This window comes from Amycolatopsis nivea, from assembly GCF_004522235.1.
In the GTDB taxonomy this organism is placed as follows: domain Bacteria; phylum Actinomycetota; class Actinomycetes; order Mycobacteriales; family Pseudonocardiaceae; genus Amycolatopsis; species Amycolatopsis nivea.
Genome location: NZ_SDLT01000021.1, coordinates 30,732 through 47,611, shown reverse-complemented (window position 1 = coordinate 47,611; position 16,880 = coordinate 30,732). Strand labels below are relative to the sequence as shown.

Below are 16,880 nucleotides of genomic sequence, written 5' to 3'. Positions count from 1 at the left end.
CGCACTACCCGAGCAGCGACGCGAAGCGCCGCGCGCGCTCCGCTGCCGGGCCGGAAGCGCCTGGCCGCAGCTGCGCACCGCTCTCGGTGGCGGCGCTCATCAGGAACACGGCAATGAGCTCCGCTTCGTACTCGTCGGAATTCGTGGTGACGCGGGTGAGCAGATGCGACAGCAGGTGCGCGCTGAGATCCGGCGCGAGCGTCGCCGCTTCGGCGTCGGTGAGCACGCATTCGCCGCGGTGCTCGCACAGCAGGTGCGCGATTTCGTGGGCGATGATGTGGTCCTGGTGCAGCGACGACGTGCCCGCCGCGTACGCGATGAGGTCGAAGTCGTCGTGCCGCTGCCACGCGCCGGAGGGCTGGCCGGGCGCGTAGTCGACCGCGACCAGGTCGATGTCGCGGCCGCGGTGCCGTTCCAGCCGGTCGATCCACGCGTTCATCGACCACGGCCGCGGGGCGGGCACGTGCCGCAGCAGGTCGCGCACCCGGTCGCGGGCGCGCGCTCGCACGGTCGGGTCGATGTCCCCTCCCGAGGCGATCGGCGGCTGGACCAGCCTGGTGCACCAGGGGGTCCCCGGCGCTCCGGCCGCCGCCAGCATAGCCGCCCGGCTCACTCCGGCTTGCGTCCGCGCCGGGTGCGGTCGCGCCCCTCGGCGTAGCTGCCGAGCTGGTCCATCAGGGCGGAAACGGTCCGCCGGTCGCGCTCGGACAGCCGCATCGCGCGCTGCGCCAGGTCGCGGGCCTGGGTGTCGCGCCAGGCGACCACGTCGGCGACCTGCTCGTCGACCCGGCCGGCGACCTCGTCGTCGAAGAAGTAGGTGACCGGCACGCCGAAGAACCGCGCGAGCGCCTGGATGTGCGACCGCTTCGGGTCGCGCCGCGCGCCCACGGCGAGCTGCTGGACGTGCGTGGCCGACATGCTGACGCCGGTCACGTCCGCGACGCCCTGGGCGATCTCGCGGTAGGAGTAGGGCTTGCGGTCCGGCGGATGCACGGTCGCGATCAGGTGCGCCAGACGTTCCGCGAAGCTGCGCTCCCCCGCCTGCTCGGCCATGCCGCCCCCATCACCGTTCCGTCTCCGTAACAGCGACCAGCATAACCGTCCCGAAAACTTGACACCAGCCGTCCCGTTCCGGCTACACTCGCCCCGCGCATCGTTTAGAAAACTAAACACCGGGATCCGCGTGCGGTCGCTGGGGGTGCCCGCACGCGGTCCCGCGCTCGCGCGGGCGAGGGACGCACAAGTGACGCACAGACTGCGGAGGTAGGTTGTGCGCCATGACACTCCCCCACAGTCCCGAAAGGACACCCGTCGTCGTCACCGGCGGCAGCGGTTTCATCGGCCGCGCTGTCGTGCGCGAGTTCCGTGAGCGCGGCTATCCGGTCACTGTCGTGGACCGCGTGCGCTACGAGACGACGGACGAGGGAGTGCGCGTCGTCGTCGGAGATCTGCGTGCCGCCGAAACGCGCGAAGCAGCTGTCGAGGCAGGCGTCGGCGGGATCGTGCACCTTGCTGCGCTGACGTCCGTGCTGAAGTCCGTAGAGCTGCCGCGCGACACGTACGCGGAGAACGTTGCGGTGACACAAGAACTTCTCGAACTGTGTCGCGTACGCGAGGTGCCGCGCTTCATTCTCGCGTCCACGAACGCAGTGATCGGCGATGTCGGCACTAACACCATCACGGTCGACCTGCCCACGAAGCCGCTTACGCCATACGGTGCCACGAAAGCGGCCTGCGAGATGCTGCTGTCGGGTTACGCGGGCGCGTACGGCATCACGACGTGCGCGCTGCGCTTCACCAACGTGTACGGGCCCGGCATGTCGCACAAAGACAGCTTCGTGCCGCGCATGATGCGCGCGGCGTTGAATAATGAAGGCGTGCGGGTGTACGGCACCGGCGAGCAACGTCGCGACCTCGTGCATGTAGACGACGTCATGCGCGCGATCGTGCTCGCTTACGAAAGCGGCTACACCGGTCGCGCGATCGTCGGCGCCGGACGTTCGGTGTCCGTGCTGGAAATGGTCGAGACCGTGCGCGCGGTGACCGGGGCCGAGTTGCCGATCGAGCACGTGCCCGCGCCCGCCGGGGAGATGCCGGCGGTGGTCGTGGACGTCTCGGCGAGCGCGGAAACCATCGGCTACCGCCCGGAAATCACCCTCGCCGACGGTCTCGCCACCGCGTGGAAGTACTTCTCCGGACTGGACCGGGCCGAGGCGCCGTGACCGGATTCCTCCGGCGCCACGCGTTCCTGCTGGTGCTCCTCGCCGCGGGAACCACGCTGCGGGTGCTGTCCTGGATCGCCTACCGGCCCGCGCTGCTGTACATCGATTCCTTCCGCTACCTGGACAATCTGCAGGGCCTGCGCGCCGACGGGATCAACCCGGTCGGCTACGACCTGCTGCTGAAACCGCTGCTCGCGGTCGGCGGACTGTCGTTCGTCGCCGCCGTGCAGCACCTGGCCGGACTGGCGATCGCGGTCGGCATCTACGCGCTGGCCCGGCGGCTCGGCGCGCGCAACTGGGTGGGCGCGCTGGCCGCCGCGCCCCTGCTGCTCGACGCCTACCAGGTGCAGATCGAGCAGAACATCATGGCCGAGGTGCTGTTCGAGGCACTGCTGTTCGGGCTGCTGTGGCTGGTGCTGGCCAAGGGAAAACCGAACTGGCGGCGGATCGCGCTGGCCGGGCTCGTGGTCGGGTTCGGCGTGCTGGTGCGGCTGATCGGCGTCACGATCGCCGTGCCGTTCCTGCTCTACGTGCTCGCCGCGGGCAGCGCGTGGCGTTCGTGGCGCGGCTGGCGCGACGCCGGGGTCGGCTTGCTCGCGATCCTCGTCGTGGTGGTCCCGTACGCGGCGAAAGTCAAGGCGGAGACCGGAAACTGGGGCTTGAGCGGGCCGTCCGGCAGCATGCTCTACGGCCGGACCGCCGCGGTCGCGGACTGCGCGAAACTCCAGCTCGACCCGGTCGTGCGGCAGTTCTGTCCCACCGAACCGGTCGAGAACCGGCTGGTCGACAACTACACGCACGCCGACCTCGACCCGGCGTGGCCCGGCCCGCTGCCGCCCGGCGCGGACAAGGGCGTGCTGGCGCACGAATTCGCGATGACCGCGCTGAAAGCGCAGTGGTGGGACGTCGCGACGTCGATCCTCGGCGACTTCGGGAAGAGCTTCCAGTTCACCCGCTACACCGCGCCCACCGACGTGCCGATCGACCGGTGGCAGTTCCAGCTGACCTATCCGGAGTTCGCCGATCCCGCCGCGGTCAAGGCGGTCACCCAGCAGTACGACAGCACGGATCCCCAGGTCAACGAGCCGATCGCGGCGTTCCTGCGCGACTACCAGATCAACGGCGGGTTCGTGCCCGGCGCGGTGCTCGGGTTCTTCGCGCTGCTCGGCCTGCTGACCGTGCTGCGGCGCAAGAAACCCCGGCACCCTGCGCGCAGCGGGGCGTTGTTCGCTGCGGGCACTGGGTTGTTCCTGCTGTTCGGGTCCGCGGTGTTCGAGTTTTCCTGGCGCTACCAGCTTCCCGCGCTCGTGCTGTTGCCAGTCGCGGGTGCGCTCGGGTTCACGACGCTCACTGTGGCGAGCCGTCGCCGTCTCGGCAGTTATCCCGACTCTGTCGACGAAGGCGCGATCAAGGACTTCCACGACCGGCATCCCGGCGCGAAGCTGTCCGAACTGACCGTAGTGATCGCCGCGTACAACGAAGCCGGCGGCATCGGACAAGTGCTGGAGAAGATGCCGGACGAATGTCTCGGGCTGCCGGTAGACGTCCTGGTGGTCGTAGACGGCGGTACGGACAACACTGCGGCCATCGCGGAAGACCATGGCGCGTACGTGTGCGTCGCGCCGACTAACCGCGGCCAGGGCGCCGCGCTACGCCTCGGGTACCACCTTGCGGCCGAGAACGGCGCGAAGTACATCGTCACCACCGACGGCGACGGTCAGTACGACAACAGCGAAATGGCCGAGTTGCTCGCACCGCTGCTGGACGGCACTGCCGATTTCGTGACCGGCTCCCGGCGTTTGGGCCACGAAGAGGCCGACAGCCGGATGCGCTGGATCGGCGTGCGCGTGTTCGCGTGGCTCGCGTCTGTGCTCACCTGGCGGCGGATCACCGACACGTCGTTCGGATTCCGTTCGCTGCGCGCGGAACTGGCGTGCGCGATCCCGCTCAACGAACCGCAGTACCAGTCGTCGGAACTGCTGCTGGGCGCGACCGCGCAAGGCGCGCGCGTGCTCGAACGGCCGATGAGCATGCGACTGCGCAAGGCGGGCAAGAGCAAGAAGGGCGGCAGCGTCGTGTACGGCGCGAACTACGCGCGGGTCATGACAGGGACGTGGTGGCGCGGGTACGTGCTGCGCCGCGGTCGAAAACGAACCGGTCGAGCATCGTGAACTTCGCGACGAACACCAGCGCGTAGCTGAGCACGTACGCCGCGTCGAGCAGGACGACCCACCAGAAGTGCGGCAGGTGCAACGGCGCGAGCAGGTGCCCGGCGAGCGTGGTCAGGCCGACCGAGGCGAGGCCGCCGAGCGAGATGACGAGGACGTAGGGCAGCAGTTCGCGGACGGGTTCGGGACGGCCGCGGCGGCCCCACACCCAGCGCCGGGTGAGGAAGAAGTTCAGCACCGCCCCGGCCGCGAACGCGCACGCGCTGGCCAGCCACGGGGCCCCGCCCGCGGCGAGCACCGCGATCAGCGCGGCCTGGCTGAGCAGCGTGGCGGCCACCGAACTGGCGGCCGCGCGGACGAACCTGGCCAGGCCGCGGCGGCGCGGCTCGGGCGATTCTTCCGTCGTGCGCGGGTTCGCCGGGTTGGTTACCGTCGTCATAGTCCCAGTCTCCCCTCGGGCCGCCGGCTCCGCCGCGCGACCCCCCGGCCCACAGCGGATTCACAGCTGACTGCCAGCCGAACATCAGCGGCGGGCGATTAGGTTCGGATCTGCCACCGCGACATCCGGGCGTCGTGTACAACGAAAGGCCGTGCCTGTCGCGAAAACGAAAGGAAAGGGTGCTCCGGATGCGAGTGCTGGTTCTCGGCGGTGACGGCTACCTAGGCTGGCCCACTGCGCTCCACTTGTCGGACAAAGGCCACGAAGTGGCTGTTCTGGACAACTTCGCGCGGCGGCAGTACGACGTCGAGCTCGGCGCCGAGAGCCTCGTCCCCATCGAAGACCTGAGCACCCGCGTCGACGCGTGGCACGAGGTGTCCGGGAAGCGCATCGCGAGCTACGAAGGCGACCTGCTCGACGCGGAATTCCTGTTCGACGCCGTGCGCGATTTCCGTCCGGCGGCGATCGTGCACTTCGCCGAGCAGCGGTCCGCGCCGTATTCGATGATCGACCGCGAGCACGCCGTCTACACGCAGCACAACAACGTGGTCGGCAACCTCAACCTGCTGTACGCGATCGCCGAGATCGACCCGGACATCCACCTGGTCAAGCTGGGCACGATGGGCGAGTACGGGACCCCGAACATCGACATCGAGGAAGGCTGGCTCGAGGTCGAGCACAACGGCCGCCGCGACCGGATGCTCTACCCGAAGAAGCCGGGCTCGTTCTACCACCTGTCGAAGGTGCACGACTCGCACAACATCGAGTTCGCCTGCCGGATCTGGGAACTGCGCGCGACCGACCTCAACCAGGGCGTCGTGTACGGCCAGCAGACGCCGCAGACCGCGCTCGACCCGCGCCTGGCCACGCGGTTCGACTACGACGCGGTGTTCGGCACGGTGCTCAACCGGTTCGTCATCCAGGCCGTGCTGGGGCAGCCGCTCACGGTGTACGGCAAGGGCGGGCAGACGCGCGGCCTGATCGACATCCGCGACACCGTCGAGTGCATCCGGCTGGCCGTGGAGAATCCGGCCGGGCGCGGCGAGTTCCGGGTCTTCAACCAGATGACCGAGAGCATGTCGGTGCGGGAGATCGCCGAACTCGTCGCCGACCGCTTCCCCGGGCCGGTGCAGATCGAGAACCTGGACAACCCGCGGGTGGAGCAGCCGGAGCACTACTACAACGTCAAGCACACCGGGCTGGTCGGGCTGGGGCTGGAACCGCATCTGCTGTCGGACACGCTGATCGAGTCGATGTTCGACATCGTCGGCGCGAACAAGCACCGGGTGAACGACGACCGGCTGCGGCCCACGGTGCGCTGGCGCGGAGCGGTCGAATCCTCCTGATTTCCGCTGCTCTCCCCCGCCGCCCGCGGAAATTGTCGGTGGCGGGTGGGATGCTCTTCGAGTCAGCCCCGAGGGGGAGAAGAACTGGAAGAGCGGCAAGGAAAACGTGGGGGACGAAGCAGCGGCGCGGTGGAGCCCGGAGCGGGTGCTCGAACTCGCTCCGGACGCCGCGTCGGCGAAAGCCGGGCGCGGGCAGGCGGCGCCGGCGAAGTGGTCGGACGCGGGCGCGTCCGCCCGTGCGGTCTGGGGCGCGTGCCAAGGCAGCGGGAAGCGGCCGTACCAGACGACGGTGGAAACGGCCGGACCCGCGTTCCGGTGCACCTGCCCGAGCCGGAAGTTCCCGTGCAAGCACGCGCTGGGGTTGCTGCTGCTCTGGGCCGACGGCCAGGTCCCCCGCGCGGAGGAGCCCGGATGGGTGCACCCGTGGCTGGACGAACGGGCCGCGCGAGCGGAGCGGGCCGAGAAGAAGACGGACGCGCCGAAGGATCTCGAAGCGGCGGCGAAGCGGGCGCAGGAACGGCTCGCGCGGGTCACCGCCGGAGCCGCTGAGCTGCGCGGATGGCTTGCCGACCGGGTGTCCGCCGGGTTCGCGGCGTTCGAACGCGGCGGCGCCGACGAGCTGTACACGGTCGCCTCGCGCATGGTCGACGCGCAAGCTCCCGGGCTGGCGAACGGCCTGCGCCGGGCGGCGGCGCTGGTCGGCCGCGGCCGGGACTGGCCGGACCGCCTGCTGGCCGAGTTGTCGCTGGTGTACGTGCTCGCGGACGCGGCGAGCAGGCTGGAGTCGCTGCCCGCCGGGCTCGCCGACACCGTCCGGACCCGGCTCGGGTTCTCGGTGAGCAACGCGCAAGTGCTGGAGTCCGGCGAACGGGTGCCGGACCAATGGCTGGTCACCGGCGCGATCGACGAGGAGCAGGAGTCGCTGCGCAGCAGGCGCACGTGGCTGCGGGGCAAACGCAGCGGCCGGCACGCGCTGGTGCTGTCGTTCGCTCCGCCCGGGCGTCCGCTGGACAGTTCGCTGCCGCCGGGATACGTCGTCGCGGGCGAGCTGGTGTTCCACCCGGGCGCGGTGCCGCTGCGGGCGGTGTTCGACCATCGGGAGGAGCCCGTCGCTCCGGAAAGCGGGCCGGTGGGCGGCACCTTCGCTGCCGCGCTGGCCGAACACGCCGCCGCGCTCGCGGCTGATCCGTGGCTGGACCGGTGGCCGGTGCTGGTGAGCGATCTTCGTCCGGCGCGGCACGGGGAGGGATGGGCACTGTCCGATGTGGACGGTGCAGCGCTGCCGCTGGTTCCGTCCGTGGATCCGTGGCCGCTGCTGGCGCTCGCGGCCGAGCGGCCGGTCACGGTGGCCGCGGAGTGGACGACAGCGGGGCTGCGGCCGTTGAGCTGCTGGCATCGCGACGGGATGGTGCGACTGTGACTGCCTGGAACGATCTCGTCAGCACCGTCCTGCTCGGCACTCGCCGCCGGACCCTCGACCCGGCCGGATTACCGCCCGGGGTAACGGAAATCGCCGGACACCGCGCCGACCCCGCCGACCAAGCGCTCGTCGCGGCGGCGGCGTACACCGGCTACCGGCGCGCCGGGCAGCGACCGCTCACCGGCATCGAGCCCGAACCCGCCGCGGCGGAGGACACCCGCCCGTTCATCCCGAACGTGGCGCGGGCGCGGCTCGGGCACCTGCTCTCCGCGAACCGGCCAGAGCTGGTCGAGGAATGGCTCGACACGGTGGCGCACAAGGGATTCCGCGTCCCGGCCGAGCGGCTGCCCGCGTTGGCCGACGCGGCACGGACCCGGGTGTCGCTGCGGGCGCCGCTCGCGACGGTCGCCGGGCCGGTCGGCGCGTGGCTCGGCGAGCGGAACCCGGATTGGGCGTTCCTGGTCGCCGCCGACGACGACACCAGCGACGACGCCTGGCAGTTCGGCACCGCCGCGCGTCGGCAGGCCTGGCTGGAACGCGTGCTCGCCGCCGATCCCGCCCGCGCGCGGGAGACGCTCGCCGCGGCTTGGGGGAACGAACCGGCCGACGTCCGGGCGACGTTCCTGACCTTGCTCGGCGAGCACCTCACCGAGGAGGACGAGCCGTTCGTCGAAGCCGCGCTCGGCGACCGGGCGGCCGGGGTGCGCGAGATCGCGCTGCGGCTGATCGGCCGGTACCCCCATTCGGCCTCCGGTGAGCGGATGATCGAACGGCTGCGCGCCTGCGTCACCGTGCGCAGCCGTGCGCTGCGGGCCGACGTCCTCGAATTCACCCCGCCCGAACCGGACGAGAGCCTGATCCGCGACGGCATCCGCGTCCCGGCCGGGCCCGGGCAGGGCACCGCCCGGTTGCGCGCGATCGTCGCCGCCACTCCCCTGCGGTTCTGGGCCGAGTACGGCACCCCGGGCGAACTGGCCGGGATGCTCGTCGAAGGGCCGCCGCTGAACGTGGTGCGCGAAAGCTGGGCCACCGCCGCGCTTCGGCAGCGTGACGAGCAATGGGCGCAAGCCCTCGTGGAAGCCGAGCCCGGCGGCCGCAGTACCGCAGCGCTCATCGGCGTGCTGTCGCCCGAACAACAGGCCGCCACGGTCGCGAAGCTGACCCGCGGCCTGCCGGTCGAGGCCTTGACCCGGCTCATCCTCGACCTGCCGCAGCCGTGGCCCGCCGCGCTCGGCACGGTGCTGCTCGACTGGGTCGCCGGGCAGCGCGACCACCGGCTGGTCGCGCACGCGGCCGCGCTGATCGCGAAAGCCGTGCCCGTCGCCTGCCTCGGCCACCCGCTGGCCGAGATCCCGCTTCCCGGCGAGGCCGCCCCGTGGCGGCGCGCAGTCGCCGAAACCCTGTCCTTCCGCCGTGAAATGCACAAGGAGCTCGCATGACGTCCCCCGTCCTCCGGCCGCACGCCGAACAGGAATACGCCGGCGAACTGGCCGCTCTCGCCGCGGCCGACGACCGGGCGAAACCGCCGTCGTGGCGGCTGTCCCCGTGGGCGGTGGTCACCTACCTGCTCGGCGGGAAACTCGACGACGGCACCGAGATCAGCCCGAAGTACGTCGGTCCGCGACGGCTGATCGAGGTCGCGGTCGCCACCCTCGCCACCGACCGCGCGCTGCTGCTGCTCGGCGTGCCGGGCACGGCGAAGACCTGGGTGTCCGAACACCTCGCGGCGGCGATCAGCGGGGACTCCACGCTGCTCGTCCAGGGCACCGCGGGCACCGCCGAGGAGCAGATCCGCTACGGCTGGAACTACGCGCGGCTCATCGCCGAAGGGCCGAGCGACCAGGCGCTGGTCGAAAGCCCGATCCTGCGCGCGATGCGCGACGGCAAGGTCGCCCGGCTCGAGGAACTCACCCGGATCCCGGCGGACGTGCAGGACTCGCTCATCACGATCCTGTCCGAGAAGACGCTGCCGATCCCGGAGCTGGGCTCCGAGGTGCAGGCCCGGCCCGGGTTCACGCTGGTGGCCACGGCGAACAACCGGGACAAGGGCGTCAACGAGCTGTCGAGCGCGCTGCGGCGGCGGTTCAACACCGTCGTGCTGCCGCTGCCGGACACCGCCGAAGCCGAGGTGGACATCGTCCGGCGGCGGGTCGGCCAGCTCGGCGCCGCGCTGTCGCTGCCCGCCGAAGCCGCCGATCTCGCCGAAATCCGCCGGGTGGTCACGGTGTTCCGCGAGTTGCGGGCCGGCCGCACCGAGGACGGCCGCACCGCGGTCAAAACCCCGTCGGGCACGCTCTCGACGGCCGAGGCGATCAGCGTGCTCACCGGCGGTCTCGCGCTGGCCGCCCACTTCGGCGACGGCGTGCTGCGCGCGCAGGACGTCGCGGCGGGGATCCACGGTGCGGTGGTGAAGGATCCGGTCGCGGACAGCGCGATCTGGAGCGAGTACCTGGAGACCGTGGTGCGCGAGCGGGAAGGCTGGGCCGACTTCTACCGGGCAGGCCAGGAGATCGCCGGATGACCACTCATCTCCTCGGGATCCGGCACCACGGTCCCGGTTCGGCGCGGGCGGTCGCCGCCCGGCTCGCCGAGCTGGAACCGGACGTGGTGCTGATCGAGGGACCGCCGGAAGCGGACCAGCTCGTCGATCTCGCCGCGGACGACGGCATGCGTCCGCCGGTGGCGCTGCTGGCGTACGCGTCCGACGACGTGTCGCGCGCGGCGTTCTGGCCGTTCGCGGTGTTCAGCCCGGAATGGCAGGCCCTGCGGTACGCCGCCGCGGCCGGTGTTCCGGTGAAGTTCTGCGATCTCCCCGCGGCGCACCAGTTCGCGCTCGGCGAGGAACGGACCGCGCCGCGCACCGACCCGCTCGCGGAGCTCGCCGCGGCGGGCGGCTACGACGATCCGGAACGCTGGTGGGACGACTTCGTCGAATCCCGGCGAGGCGAGGAATCGCCGTTCGAGGTGATCGCCGACGCGATGACCGCGCTGCGCGAGGGCGACCGGCCGGACGATCCGCACGAGCAGCGGCGCGAGGCGTACATGCGGAACGTGCTGCGCAAGACGCGGAAGGAAGGCTACGAACGGGTCGCCGTCGTGTGCGGGGCATGGCACGTGCCCGCGTTGGCCGACCCGCTGCCGCCCGCGTCGAAGGACCAGGCTGTCCTCAAAGGACTCCCGAAGCGGAAGGTCGTGTGCACGTGGGTGCCGTGGACGCACGGCAGGCTCGCGTCGGTCACCGGCTACGGCGCGGGCGTCCGCTCTCCCGGCTGGTACCACCACCTGTTCAGCACCTCCGCCGACGTCACCACCCGGTGGCTCACCGCCGTCGCCGGGGTGCTGCGCGAAGAAGACCTGCCGGTCTCCACCGCGCACGTGATCGAAGCGGTGCGGCTGGCCGACACGCTGGCCGCCCTGCGCGGCCGGTCGTCCGCCGGACTGGCCGAGGTCGACGCCGCCGCCCGCGCGGTCCTGTGCGGAGGCGACGACGTCCAGGCCGACCTGGTCACGCGACGGCTCGTGGTCGGCGAACTGCTCGGCGAGGTCCCGGACCACGTGCCGCAAGCACCGCTGGCCGCCGACCTGATCGCCACCGCCCGGCGGCTCCGGCTCAAACGCGAACCTCAAGCGCGGGAACTGGATCTGGACCTGCGCACCCCCGGCGGTCTCGACCGCTCGCGCCTGCTGCACCGGCTGCAGATCCTCGGCATCCCCTGGGGCGAACCGGAACTGTCCTCGGTGCGCAACAAAGGCACCTTCCGCGAGACCTGGACTTTGTGCTGGGAACCAGGTTTCGAGGTCGACCTGGTCGCGGCCGCGGTCCACGGAACGACCGTGCCCGCCGCCGCCACCGCGGTCGTGCGCGAAACGGTCGCCGAATCTCCGCCGCTCGCCGACATCACCGCGGCGGTAGAACGTTGCCTTCTCGCCGACCTGGGCGACGCCCTGCCGGAAACGCTCGCCGCTCTGGACACCCGCGCCGCCGCCGATGCGGACGTCGCGCACCTCATGACCGCGCTGCCTCCGCTGGCGCGGGCAACCCGCTACGGCGACGTCCGCGGCACCGACACCGCGCAGTTGCAAGAAGTCGCCGACCGAATCCTCACCCGAGTCTGCGCCGGCCTTCCCCCCGCCGTGCACGGCATCGACGAGGAAGCCGCCGCACAGTTCTGCGAACTCATCGACGACGTCCACGAAGCCACCGACCTGCTTGGCGACGCCGCCCGCGACCGCTGGTTCACCGCACTGGCCCGCCTCTCCACCCGTGACGCCCTGCCCCCGCTGCTCGCGGGCCGCATCGTGCGCCTGCTGCACGACGCCGACCTGCTGGACGGCGCTGAGGTCGAACTCCGGCTGAGCCGCATGCTCACCCCCGGCATCGTCCCCACCGACGGCGCGGCCTACGTCGAAGGCTTCTTCTCCGGCGGCGCGCTCCTGCTGGTCCACGACGAACGCATGCTGCGCGTCGTCGACACCTGGCTGACCTCGATCCCGCCCGAGGTCTTCACCGAAGTGCTTCCCTTGCTGCGCCGCACTTTCGGTGCCTTCGCCAGTCCGGAAAAACGCGCCATCGGCGAACGCGCCGCCACCCTGTCCGGCACTCGCCGGGTCGAGCCGGCGCTCGCCGAAGACCTGGACGAAATCCGCGCCGCAGCCGCCCTGCCGGTCTTCGCCACCCTCCTGGGAGCCGCCCCGTGACCACCGACCCCGAACGCCTCCGCCGCTGGCGCCTAGTGCTGGGCGGAGATTCCGACGGCACCGGCCACGCACTGTCCGAAGGAGACACCGGCGTCGACAACGTGCTGGCCGCTCTCTACGACGAGCGCCCCAAAAACTCCCGCAGCAGCGGCGACCGCAGCGGCGGCTTGCAAGCCTCCGCGCCACGAGTCGCGCGCTGGCTCGGAGACATCCGGAAGTACTTCCCCGGCTCCGTAGTCCAAGTCATGCAACGCGACGCCGTAGACCGCTTGGGCATAACCCGGATGCTGCTGGAACCGGAACTGCTCAGCGCCGTGGAACCGGACGTCCACCTGGTCGGCACCCTGTTGTCCCTCAACAACGTCCTGCCCGAGGAGACGAAGGAAACCGCACGCACCGTCGTACGCAAAGTCGTCACCGAGCTGGAGGAACGCCTAGCCGAACGCACCCGAGCAGCAGTCCGCGGTGCACTGGACCGTGCCGCCCGCACCCAACGCCCCCGAGGCGCGGACATCGACTGGGACCGCACCGTCCGCCGGAACCTGAAGCACTACTCCCCCAAGCTGAAAACCATTGTGCCCGAACAGCTTTTCGGCTTCGGCCGCCGAGAACAAAGCGTCCGCCGCGACGTGATCCTCGCGGTCGACCAGTCCGGCTCAATGGCAGAATCCGTGGTGTACTCAGGCGTTTTCGGCGCGGCGCTGGCCTCGATGCGCGCCCTGAGCACGAAATTCGTCGCGTTCGACACGGCGGTCGCCGACCTGTCCGACCACCTGGACGACCCGGTCGACGTCCTCTTCGGCACCCAACTAGGCGGCGGCACCGACATCAACCGCGCATTGGCGTACTGCCAAGGACTCGTGGAACGCCCCGAACAAACCCTCCTGGTGCTGATCAGCGACCTGTACGAAGGCGGATTACGAGACGATCTGCTGCGCCGAGTCGCAGACCTGGTGGGATCCGGAGTGCAAGTGGTCACGCTGCTGGCACTGTCGGACTCGGGAGCGCCGTTCTACGACCACGAGAACGCGGCCGCGCTCAGCGAACTGGGGGTGCCCGCTTTCGCCTGCACGCCAGACCTTTTCCCGGATCTGATGGCCGCCGCACTCCGAAGGGAGGACTTGTCCCGATGGGCCGCCTCGGAGACCGCTCAATGACCCGGCGCGCCTAGCCTCTTCCGCCGGGAACGGTTCGGCGAGCGCGGGCTAGGGAGCGAACCCCCGCTCGCTGGTCCGTCCAGCCCAGCGAAACGCGTCGCGCGAGCCGACACGTTTCCCGCTCGAGAAATCTCAGCCGGCCGAGCGGTCCAGCGCGTCAAGCAGCCAGGTATGCGCGACCCCGACCGGCGCGGCTTCTCCAGTGATCTCGCCCGCGAGACGCCAATAGCGGCGCACCTGCGGATGCCGATCGCCAGCGGTGCGCCGTCGCAGTGTGCAGCGGAACTCCGGGGTGTCGCGGGTGCCGGACGCGGCAGCGTGGGCTGCGGCGAACCGGTCGAGTGCCGGTCCTGGTTCCGGCTCGGATCCGGCCGCTACCTGCGGGGCCGCCAGTTCGCAGGCCTCGCCGACGCCTTCGTGGAGAGCGCCCAGATGAGTGACCAGTGCGCTCGCCCGCAGCCGGGCGGCGAACGCGCGATCGGCGGCGAGCAGCACTAACTCGGCGTAGGCGACGACCTGCTCCGGCGTCGGCAGTTCGGGAGGCCGCGGCGCGCTCGCAGCGAGGAACATGTCTGCCGTGTCCGGCGGAACGGCACCGGTGGCCATCGGGTGCCAAAGGCGGACCAGGGCCGCATGCGCGGCGAAGCCGTCCGTGGCGACGGACAGCAGCTCGAGCCGGGCGGCGCGGTCGGCGGGCGGCGACTCCTCGACGGCGCGGAGGGCTGAGCATCGCCAGGCCAGCGTCGTCAGCTCGCGGTCCAATGCGGCGCGCTCTGCGGACACGGCGTCGGAAAGGGAACGTTCTCCGGCGAGGACGTCCATGATCGACTTCAAGCTCAGCCCGAGTCCGCGCAAGCGCCGCACCAGGACGAGGCGGTTGACGTCCGCCGGGTCGAATCGGCGGTGTCCGCCGGCGCTGCGCACGGGCGTCAGCAGTCCCTCGTCGCAGTAAAAGCGGATCGTGCGGACGGGCACGCCGGTGCGCCGCGCCAGGTCGCCGATCCCGAGTGTGTCGCCGGTCACTTCCGATGGAACCTCCAGCCGGGTGGAGTTCCTACGGTACGGCCATGGATCTCGACACCGCACGACTTGTCCAGGGATTGCACCAACACACGGAGGGATTCGCGAAGGCAGTCGCCGGCGCGGATCCGGAGGCTCCGGTGTCCACCTGCCCGGAGTGGCCGCTGCGGATACTGGCCGGTCACGTCGGACAGGCCCATCGCTGGGCGGCGGACCTCATCCGGTCCGGCCCGGCTCCAGTTCCCGACCCGTTCGAGGCGGACCCAGGCGCACCCGGCGAATGGTCGGCCTGGCTCCAAGCGGGCGCCGCGGACCTCGCCGAGGCGGTGGTCGCCGCCTCCGACCGTCCAGTGTGGACCTACTTCGGCCCGCGACCGGCGACGTTCTGGCTGCGCCGCATGCTCCACGACACGACGGTGCACCACGCGGACGCGGCCTTCGCCACCGGGACCGCGTTCGCAGTGGCACCAGACCTCGCGGCCGACGCGATCAGCGAGTGGCTGGAAATGCTGTCCCATCCGGTCATGGCGACCCTGAGACCGGGTTTCTCGGCCCTGCGCGGCACCGGTCAGACGCTCCAGCTCCGACCTGGCGACGGCGCGGGCTGGCTGATCACCCGCACTCCCGACGGCGTCCGGTGGACGCGCGCGACGGACGCTGCGGACGTGACACTGGCGGGCCCCGTCGAAGACCTCCTGCTGGCGCTCACCCGACGCGTGTCAGCCGAACGGATCACGATCACTGGCGACCACGGCCTGGCCGACCACTGGCTGGCTCACTCAGCGGCGTGAGCGCGTCGAACTCCCGGAACCCAGGCTGCCGAACCCTCGACCTGTCGAGTTCAGCAGCCTGGGTTCCTTTTCGGCGAGCTTCAAAAAGCACACCCGCTGACCAATCACAAACGATCGAGCACAGCCCACCAGATCAGGAGGTCACGCGCTGCGCCCCCACCCGCTCGAACCGCAGCACCCCGTCGTCCATGCGGCTCAGGCGGAGATCCGCTGCGTCCAGCAGGTAGTTCTGCCGCATCAGCCACGGGCGGCGGTCGCCTTGGCGGGGCAGGACTGAGGCGGCGCGGGTGAGGTAGCCCGACGTCAGGTTCATGATCGGCCGCCGCCTCGTGGACGGGATCGCGGGCGGGCGGGGCACACAGGTGTCGAAACCGTTGCGCGACAGGTGGTTCAGCAACCGACACACATACCGAGAGACGAGATCCGAGCGCAGCGTCCAGGAGGCGTTCACATAACCGATGCACCACGCCAGGTTCGGCACCCCGCCGAGCATCATTCCCTTGTACACCAGTTGTTCCGACGGTTCGATCACCTCACCGTCAACGGTCAGCTCGATTCCGCCGAACGCGATCACGCGCAGGCCGGTTGCGGTGACGACCACGTCCGCGGGCAGGTGTGCGCCGGATTCCAGCGTGATGCCGTCGGGGGTGAAGCGGTCGATCCGGTCGGTGACGATGTCCGCTCGGCCGCTGCGGAGTGCGCGGAAGAAATCCGCTCCGGGCGTCAGGCAGAGTCGTTGGTCCCAGGGCCGGTACCGGGGCGAGAAATGGGGGTCGACGGGGATCGAGGCGGGCAGCTGCTTCGCGGCCGCGTCGCGCAAGAAAGCCGCGGCGCGGTCGGGCTGTCGGCGCGAGAACTGGTACAGCAACGTTGTCACCAGGACGTTCTTCGCGCGCACCGCGTGGTACGCGACGCGCGAGGGCAGGAATCGGCGCAGGCGGCGGGCGAGCGAGTCCGTCCACGGGCGGGACAGGATGTAGCTCGGCGAGCGTTGCAGCATCGTCACTGACTCCGCTGTCGAAGCCAGTTCCGGCACCAAGGTCACCGCGGTGGCGCCGCTGCCGATGACGACCACTCGTTTGCCCGTGAAGTCCGACCCCTCCGGCCAGAACTGGGGGTGCACGATCTCGCCGCGGAACGAGTCGCGGCCGGGGAAGTCGACGACGTGGCCGTTCTCGTAGCTGTAGTAGCCGCTGCACAAATACAGGAAAGAGCAGGTGTGCGTGACGACCTCGCCGTCGTGCGAGGCCTCTACCGTCCAACGGGCCGAGGCGGACGACCAGGACGCGCGGACCACCCGGTGCCCGAACCGGATGTGCCGGGAGACCTCGTGCTCAGCGGCGGTCTCGCGGATGTACTCGAGGATCTCGGCGCCGGACGCGATCGCCTGTTCCTTGCGCCACGGGCGGAACGGGTAGCCGAGCGTGAACATGTCCGAGTCGGAGCGCACGCCCGGGTACCGGAAGAGGTCCCAGGTTCCGCCGATCGTGTCGCGCGCTTCGAGGATGGCGTACGTCCGGTCCGGGGCTTGCTGCTGCAGCCGGCAGGCCGCGCCGATGCCGGAAAGCCCGGCTCCGACCACCAGGACATCGAAATGCGCCACGATTCCTCCCCGCGAG

At 70.7% G+C, this 16,880-nt stretch carries 14 protein-coding genes; 9 read left to right on the top strand and 5 right to left on the bottom strand.

Annotation, left to right across the window (positions count from 1 at the left end; genetic code table 11):
• Positions 1–4: 4 nt before the first annotated feature.
• Complete coding sequence (locus EIZ44_RS23855; RefSeq protein ID WP_235146665.1) at positions 5–613, bottom strand: hypothetical protein; 609 nt, start codon at positions 611–613, stop codon at positions 5–7.
• Entirely contained in the window at positions 610–1,053 is a 444-nt protein-coding gene (locus tag EIZ44_RS23850; protein ID WP_037815518.1) for a hypothetical protein, read from the bottom strand. Before EIZ44_RS23850 ends, EIZ44_RS23855 begins: the two co-directional genes overlap by 4 nt.
• A 224-nt stretch (positions 1,054–1,277) precedes the next feature.
• On the opposite strand from EIZ44_RS23850, the gene EIZ44_RS23845 reads away from it, so the two are divergent.
• Positions 1,278–2,222 carry an NAD-dependent epimerase/dehydratase family protein gene (locus tag EIZ44_RS23845; RefSeq protein WP_134731292.1) on the top strand — a complete coding sequence of 315 codons (945 nt, stop codon included), beginning with the start codon at positions 1,278–1,280 and terminating at the stop codon, positions 2,220–2,222.
• Positions 2,219–4,393: a glycosyltransferase family 2 protein gene (locus EIZ44_RS23840; RefSeq protein ID WP_134731290.1), complete on the top strand. Its 2,175-nt coding sequence runs from the start codon at positions 2,219–2,221 to the stop codon at positions 4,391–4,393. Before EIZ44_RS23845 ends, EIZ44_RS23840 begins: the two co-directional genes overlap by 4 nt.
• Here the strand turns inward: EIZ44_RS23840 and EIZ44_RS23835 are convergent.
• Positions 4,323–4,829: a GtrA family protein gene (locus tag EIZ44_RS23835; RefSeq protein ID WP_043830087.1), complete on the bottom strand. Its 507-nt coding sequence runs from the start codon at positions 4,827–4,829 to the stop codon at positions 4,323–4,325. The genes EIZ44_RS23840 and EIZ44_RS23835 overlap by 71 nt on opposite strands.
• 188 nt (positions 4,830–5,017) lie before the next feature.
• On the opposite strand from EIZ44_RS23835, the gene EIZ44_RS23830 reads away from it, so the two are divergent.
• The 6 genes from EIZ44_RS23830 to EIZ44_RS23805 all read left to right on the top strand — a co-directional run bounded on the left by EIZ44_RS23830 (position 5,018) and on the right by EIZ44_RS23805 (position 13,450).
• The gene (locus EIZ44_RS23830; protein ID WP_134668117.1) at positions 5,018–6,175 is read left to right on the top strand and encodes an NAD-dependent epimerase/dehydratase family protein; all 1,158 of its coding nucleotides are present in this window, start codon (positions 5,018–5,020) and stop codon (positions 6,173–6,175) included.
• Positions 6,176–6,281: 106 nt separating this feature from the next.
• Positions 6,282–7,595, top strand: coding sequence for an SWIM zinc finger family protein (locus EIZ44_RS23825; protein ID WP_167754253.1), 1,314 nt, complete (start codon positions 6,282–6,284; stop codon positions 7,593–7,595).
• On the top strand, positions 7,592–9,034 hold the full coding sequence (locus EIZ44_RS23820) for a DUF5691 domain-containing protein (protein WP_167754252.1): 1,443 nt from the start codon (positions 7,592–7,594) through the stop codon (positions 9,032–9,034). The genes EIZ44_RS23825 and EIZ44_RS23820 overlap by 4 nt, the downstream gene beginning before the upstream one ends.
• On the top strand, positions 9,031–10,116 hold the full coding sequence (locus EIZ44_RS23815; RefSeq protein ID WP_037815508.1) for an ATP-binding protein: 1,086 nt from the start codon (positions 9,031–9,033) through the stop codon (positions 10,114–10,116). Before EIZ44_RS23820 ends, EIZ44_RS23815 begins: the two co-directional genes overlap by 4 nt.
• The gene (locus EIZ44_RS23810; protein ID WP_134731286.1) at positions 10,113–12,293 is read left to right on the top strand and encodes a DUF5682 family protein; all 2,181 of its coding nucleotides are present in this window, start codon (positions 10,113–10,115) and stop codon (positions 12,291–12,293) included. The genes EIZ44_RS23815 and EIZ44_RS23810 overlap by 4 nt, the downstream gene beginning before the upstream one ends.
• Positions 12,290–13,450, top strand: a complete 1,161-nt coding sequence (locus EIZ44_RS23805) for a VWA domain-containing protein (protein ID WP_134731284.1) — start codon at positions 12,290–12,292, stop codon at positions 13,448–13,450. The genes EIZ44_RS23810 and EIZ44_RS23805 overlap by 4 nt, the downstream gene beginning before the upstream one ends.
• A 132-nt stretch (positions 13,451–13,582) precedes the next feature.
• On the opposite strand, the gene EIZ44_RS23800 is transcribed toward EIZ44_RS23805, so the two are convergent.
• Positions 13,583–14,473 (bottom strand): MerR family transcriptional regulator, encoded by an 891-nt coding sequence (locus EIZ44_RS23800; RefSeq protein ID WP_134731282.1) that lies wholly within the window; start codon positions 14,471–14,473, stop codon positions 13,583–13,585.
• A 44-nt stretch (positions 14,474–14,517) separates the two neighbouring features.
• Between EIZ44_RS23800 and EIZ44_RS23795 the strand changes: the two genes are divergently transcribed.
• Positions 14,518–15,261, top strand: a complete 744-nt coding sequence (locus tag EIZ44_RS23795) for a maleylpyruvate isomerase family mycothiol-dependent enzyme (RefSeq protein WP_134731280.1) — start codon at positions 14,518–14,520, stop codon at positions 15,259–15,261.
• 133 nt (positions 15,262–15,394) lie between these two features.
• On the opposite strand, the gene EIZ44_RS23790 is transcribed toward EIZ44_RS23795, so the two are convergent.
• Complete coding sequence (locus EIZ44_RS23790; RefSeq protein ID WP_167754257.1) at positions 15,395–16,867, bottom strand: flavin-containing monooxygenase; 1,473 nt, start codon at positions 16,865–16,867, stop codon at positions 15,395–15,397.
• Positions 16,868–16,880: the final 13 nt, after the last annotated feature.

Coding starts and splice junctions, on each gene's coding strand:
- EIZ44_RS23850 (WP_037815518.1), bottom strand. CDS start 1,053: ATGGCCGAGCAGGCGGGGGAGCGCAGCTTCGCGGAACGTCTGGCGCAC.
- EIZ44_RS23845 (WP_134731292.1), top strand. CDS start 1,278: ATGACACTCCCCCACAGTCCCGAAAGGACACCCGTCGTCGTCACCGGC.
- EIZ44_RS23835 (WP_043830087.1), bottom strand. CDS start 4,829: ATGACGACGGTAACCAACCCGGCGAACCCGCGCACGACGGAAGAATCG.
- EIZ44_RS23830 (WP_134668117.1), top strand. CDS start 5,018: ATGCGAGTGCTGGTTCTCGGCGGTGACGGCTACCTAGGCTGGCCCACT.
- EIZ44_RS23815 (WP_037815508.1), top strand. CDS start 9,031: ATGACGTCCCCCGTCCTCCGGCCGCACGCCGAACAGGAATACGCCGGC.
- EIZ44_RS23810 (WP_134731286.1), top strand. CDS start 10,113: ATGACCACTCATCTCCTCGGGATCCGGCACCACGGTCCCGGTTCGGCG.
- EIZ44_RS23795 (WP_134731280.1), top strand. CDS start 14,518: ATGGATCTCGACACCGCACGACTTGTCCAGGGATTGCACCAACACACG.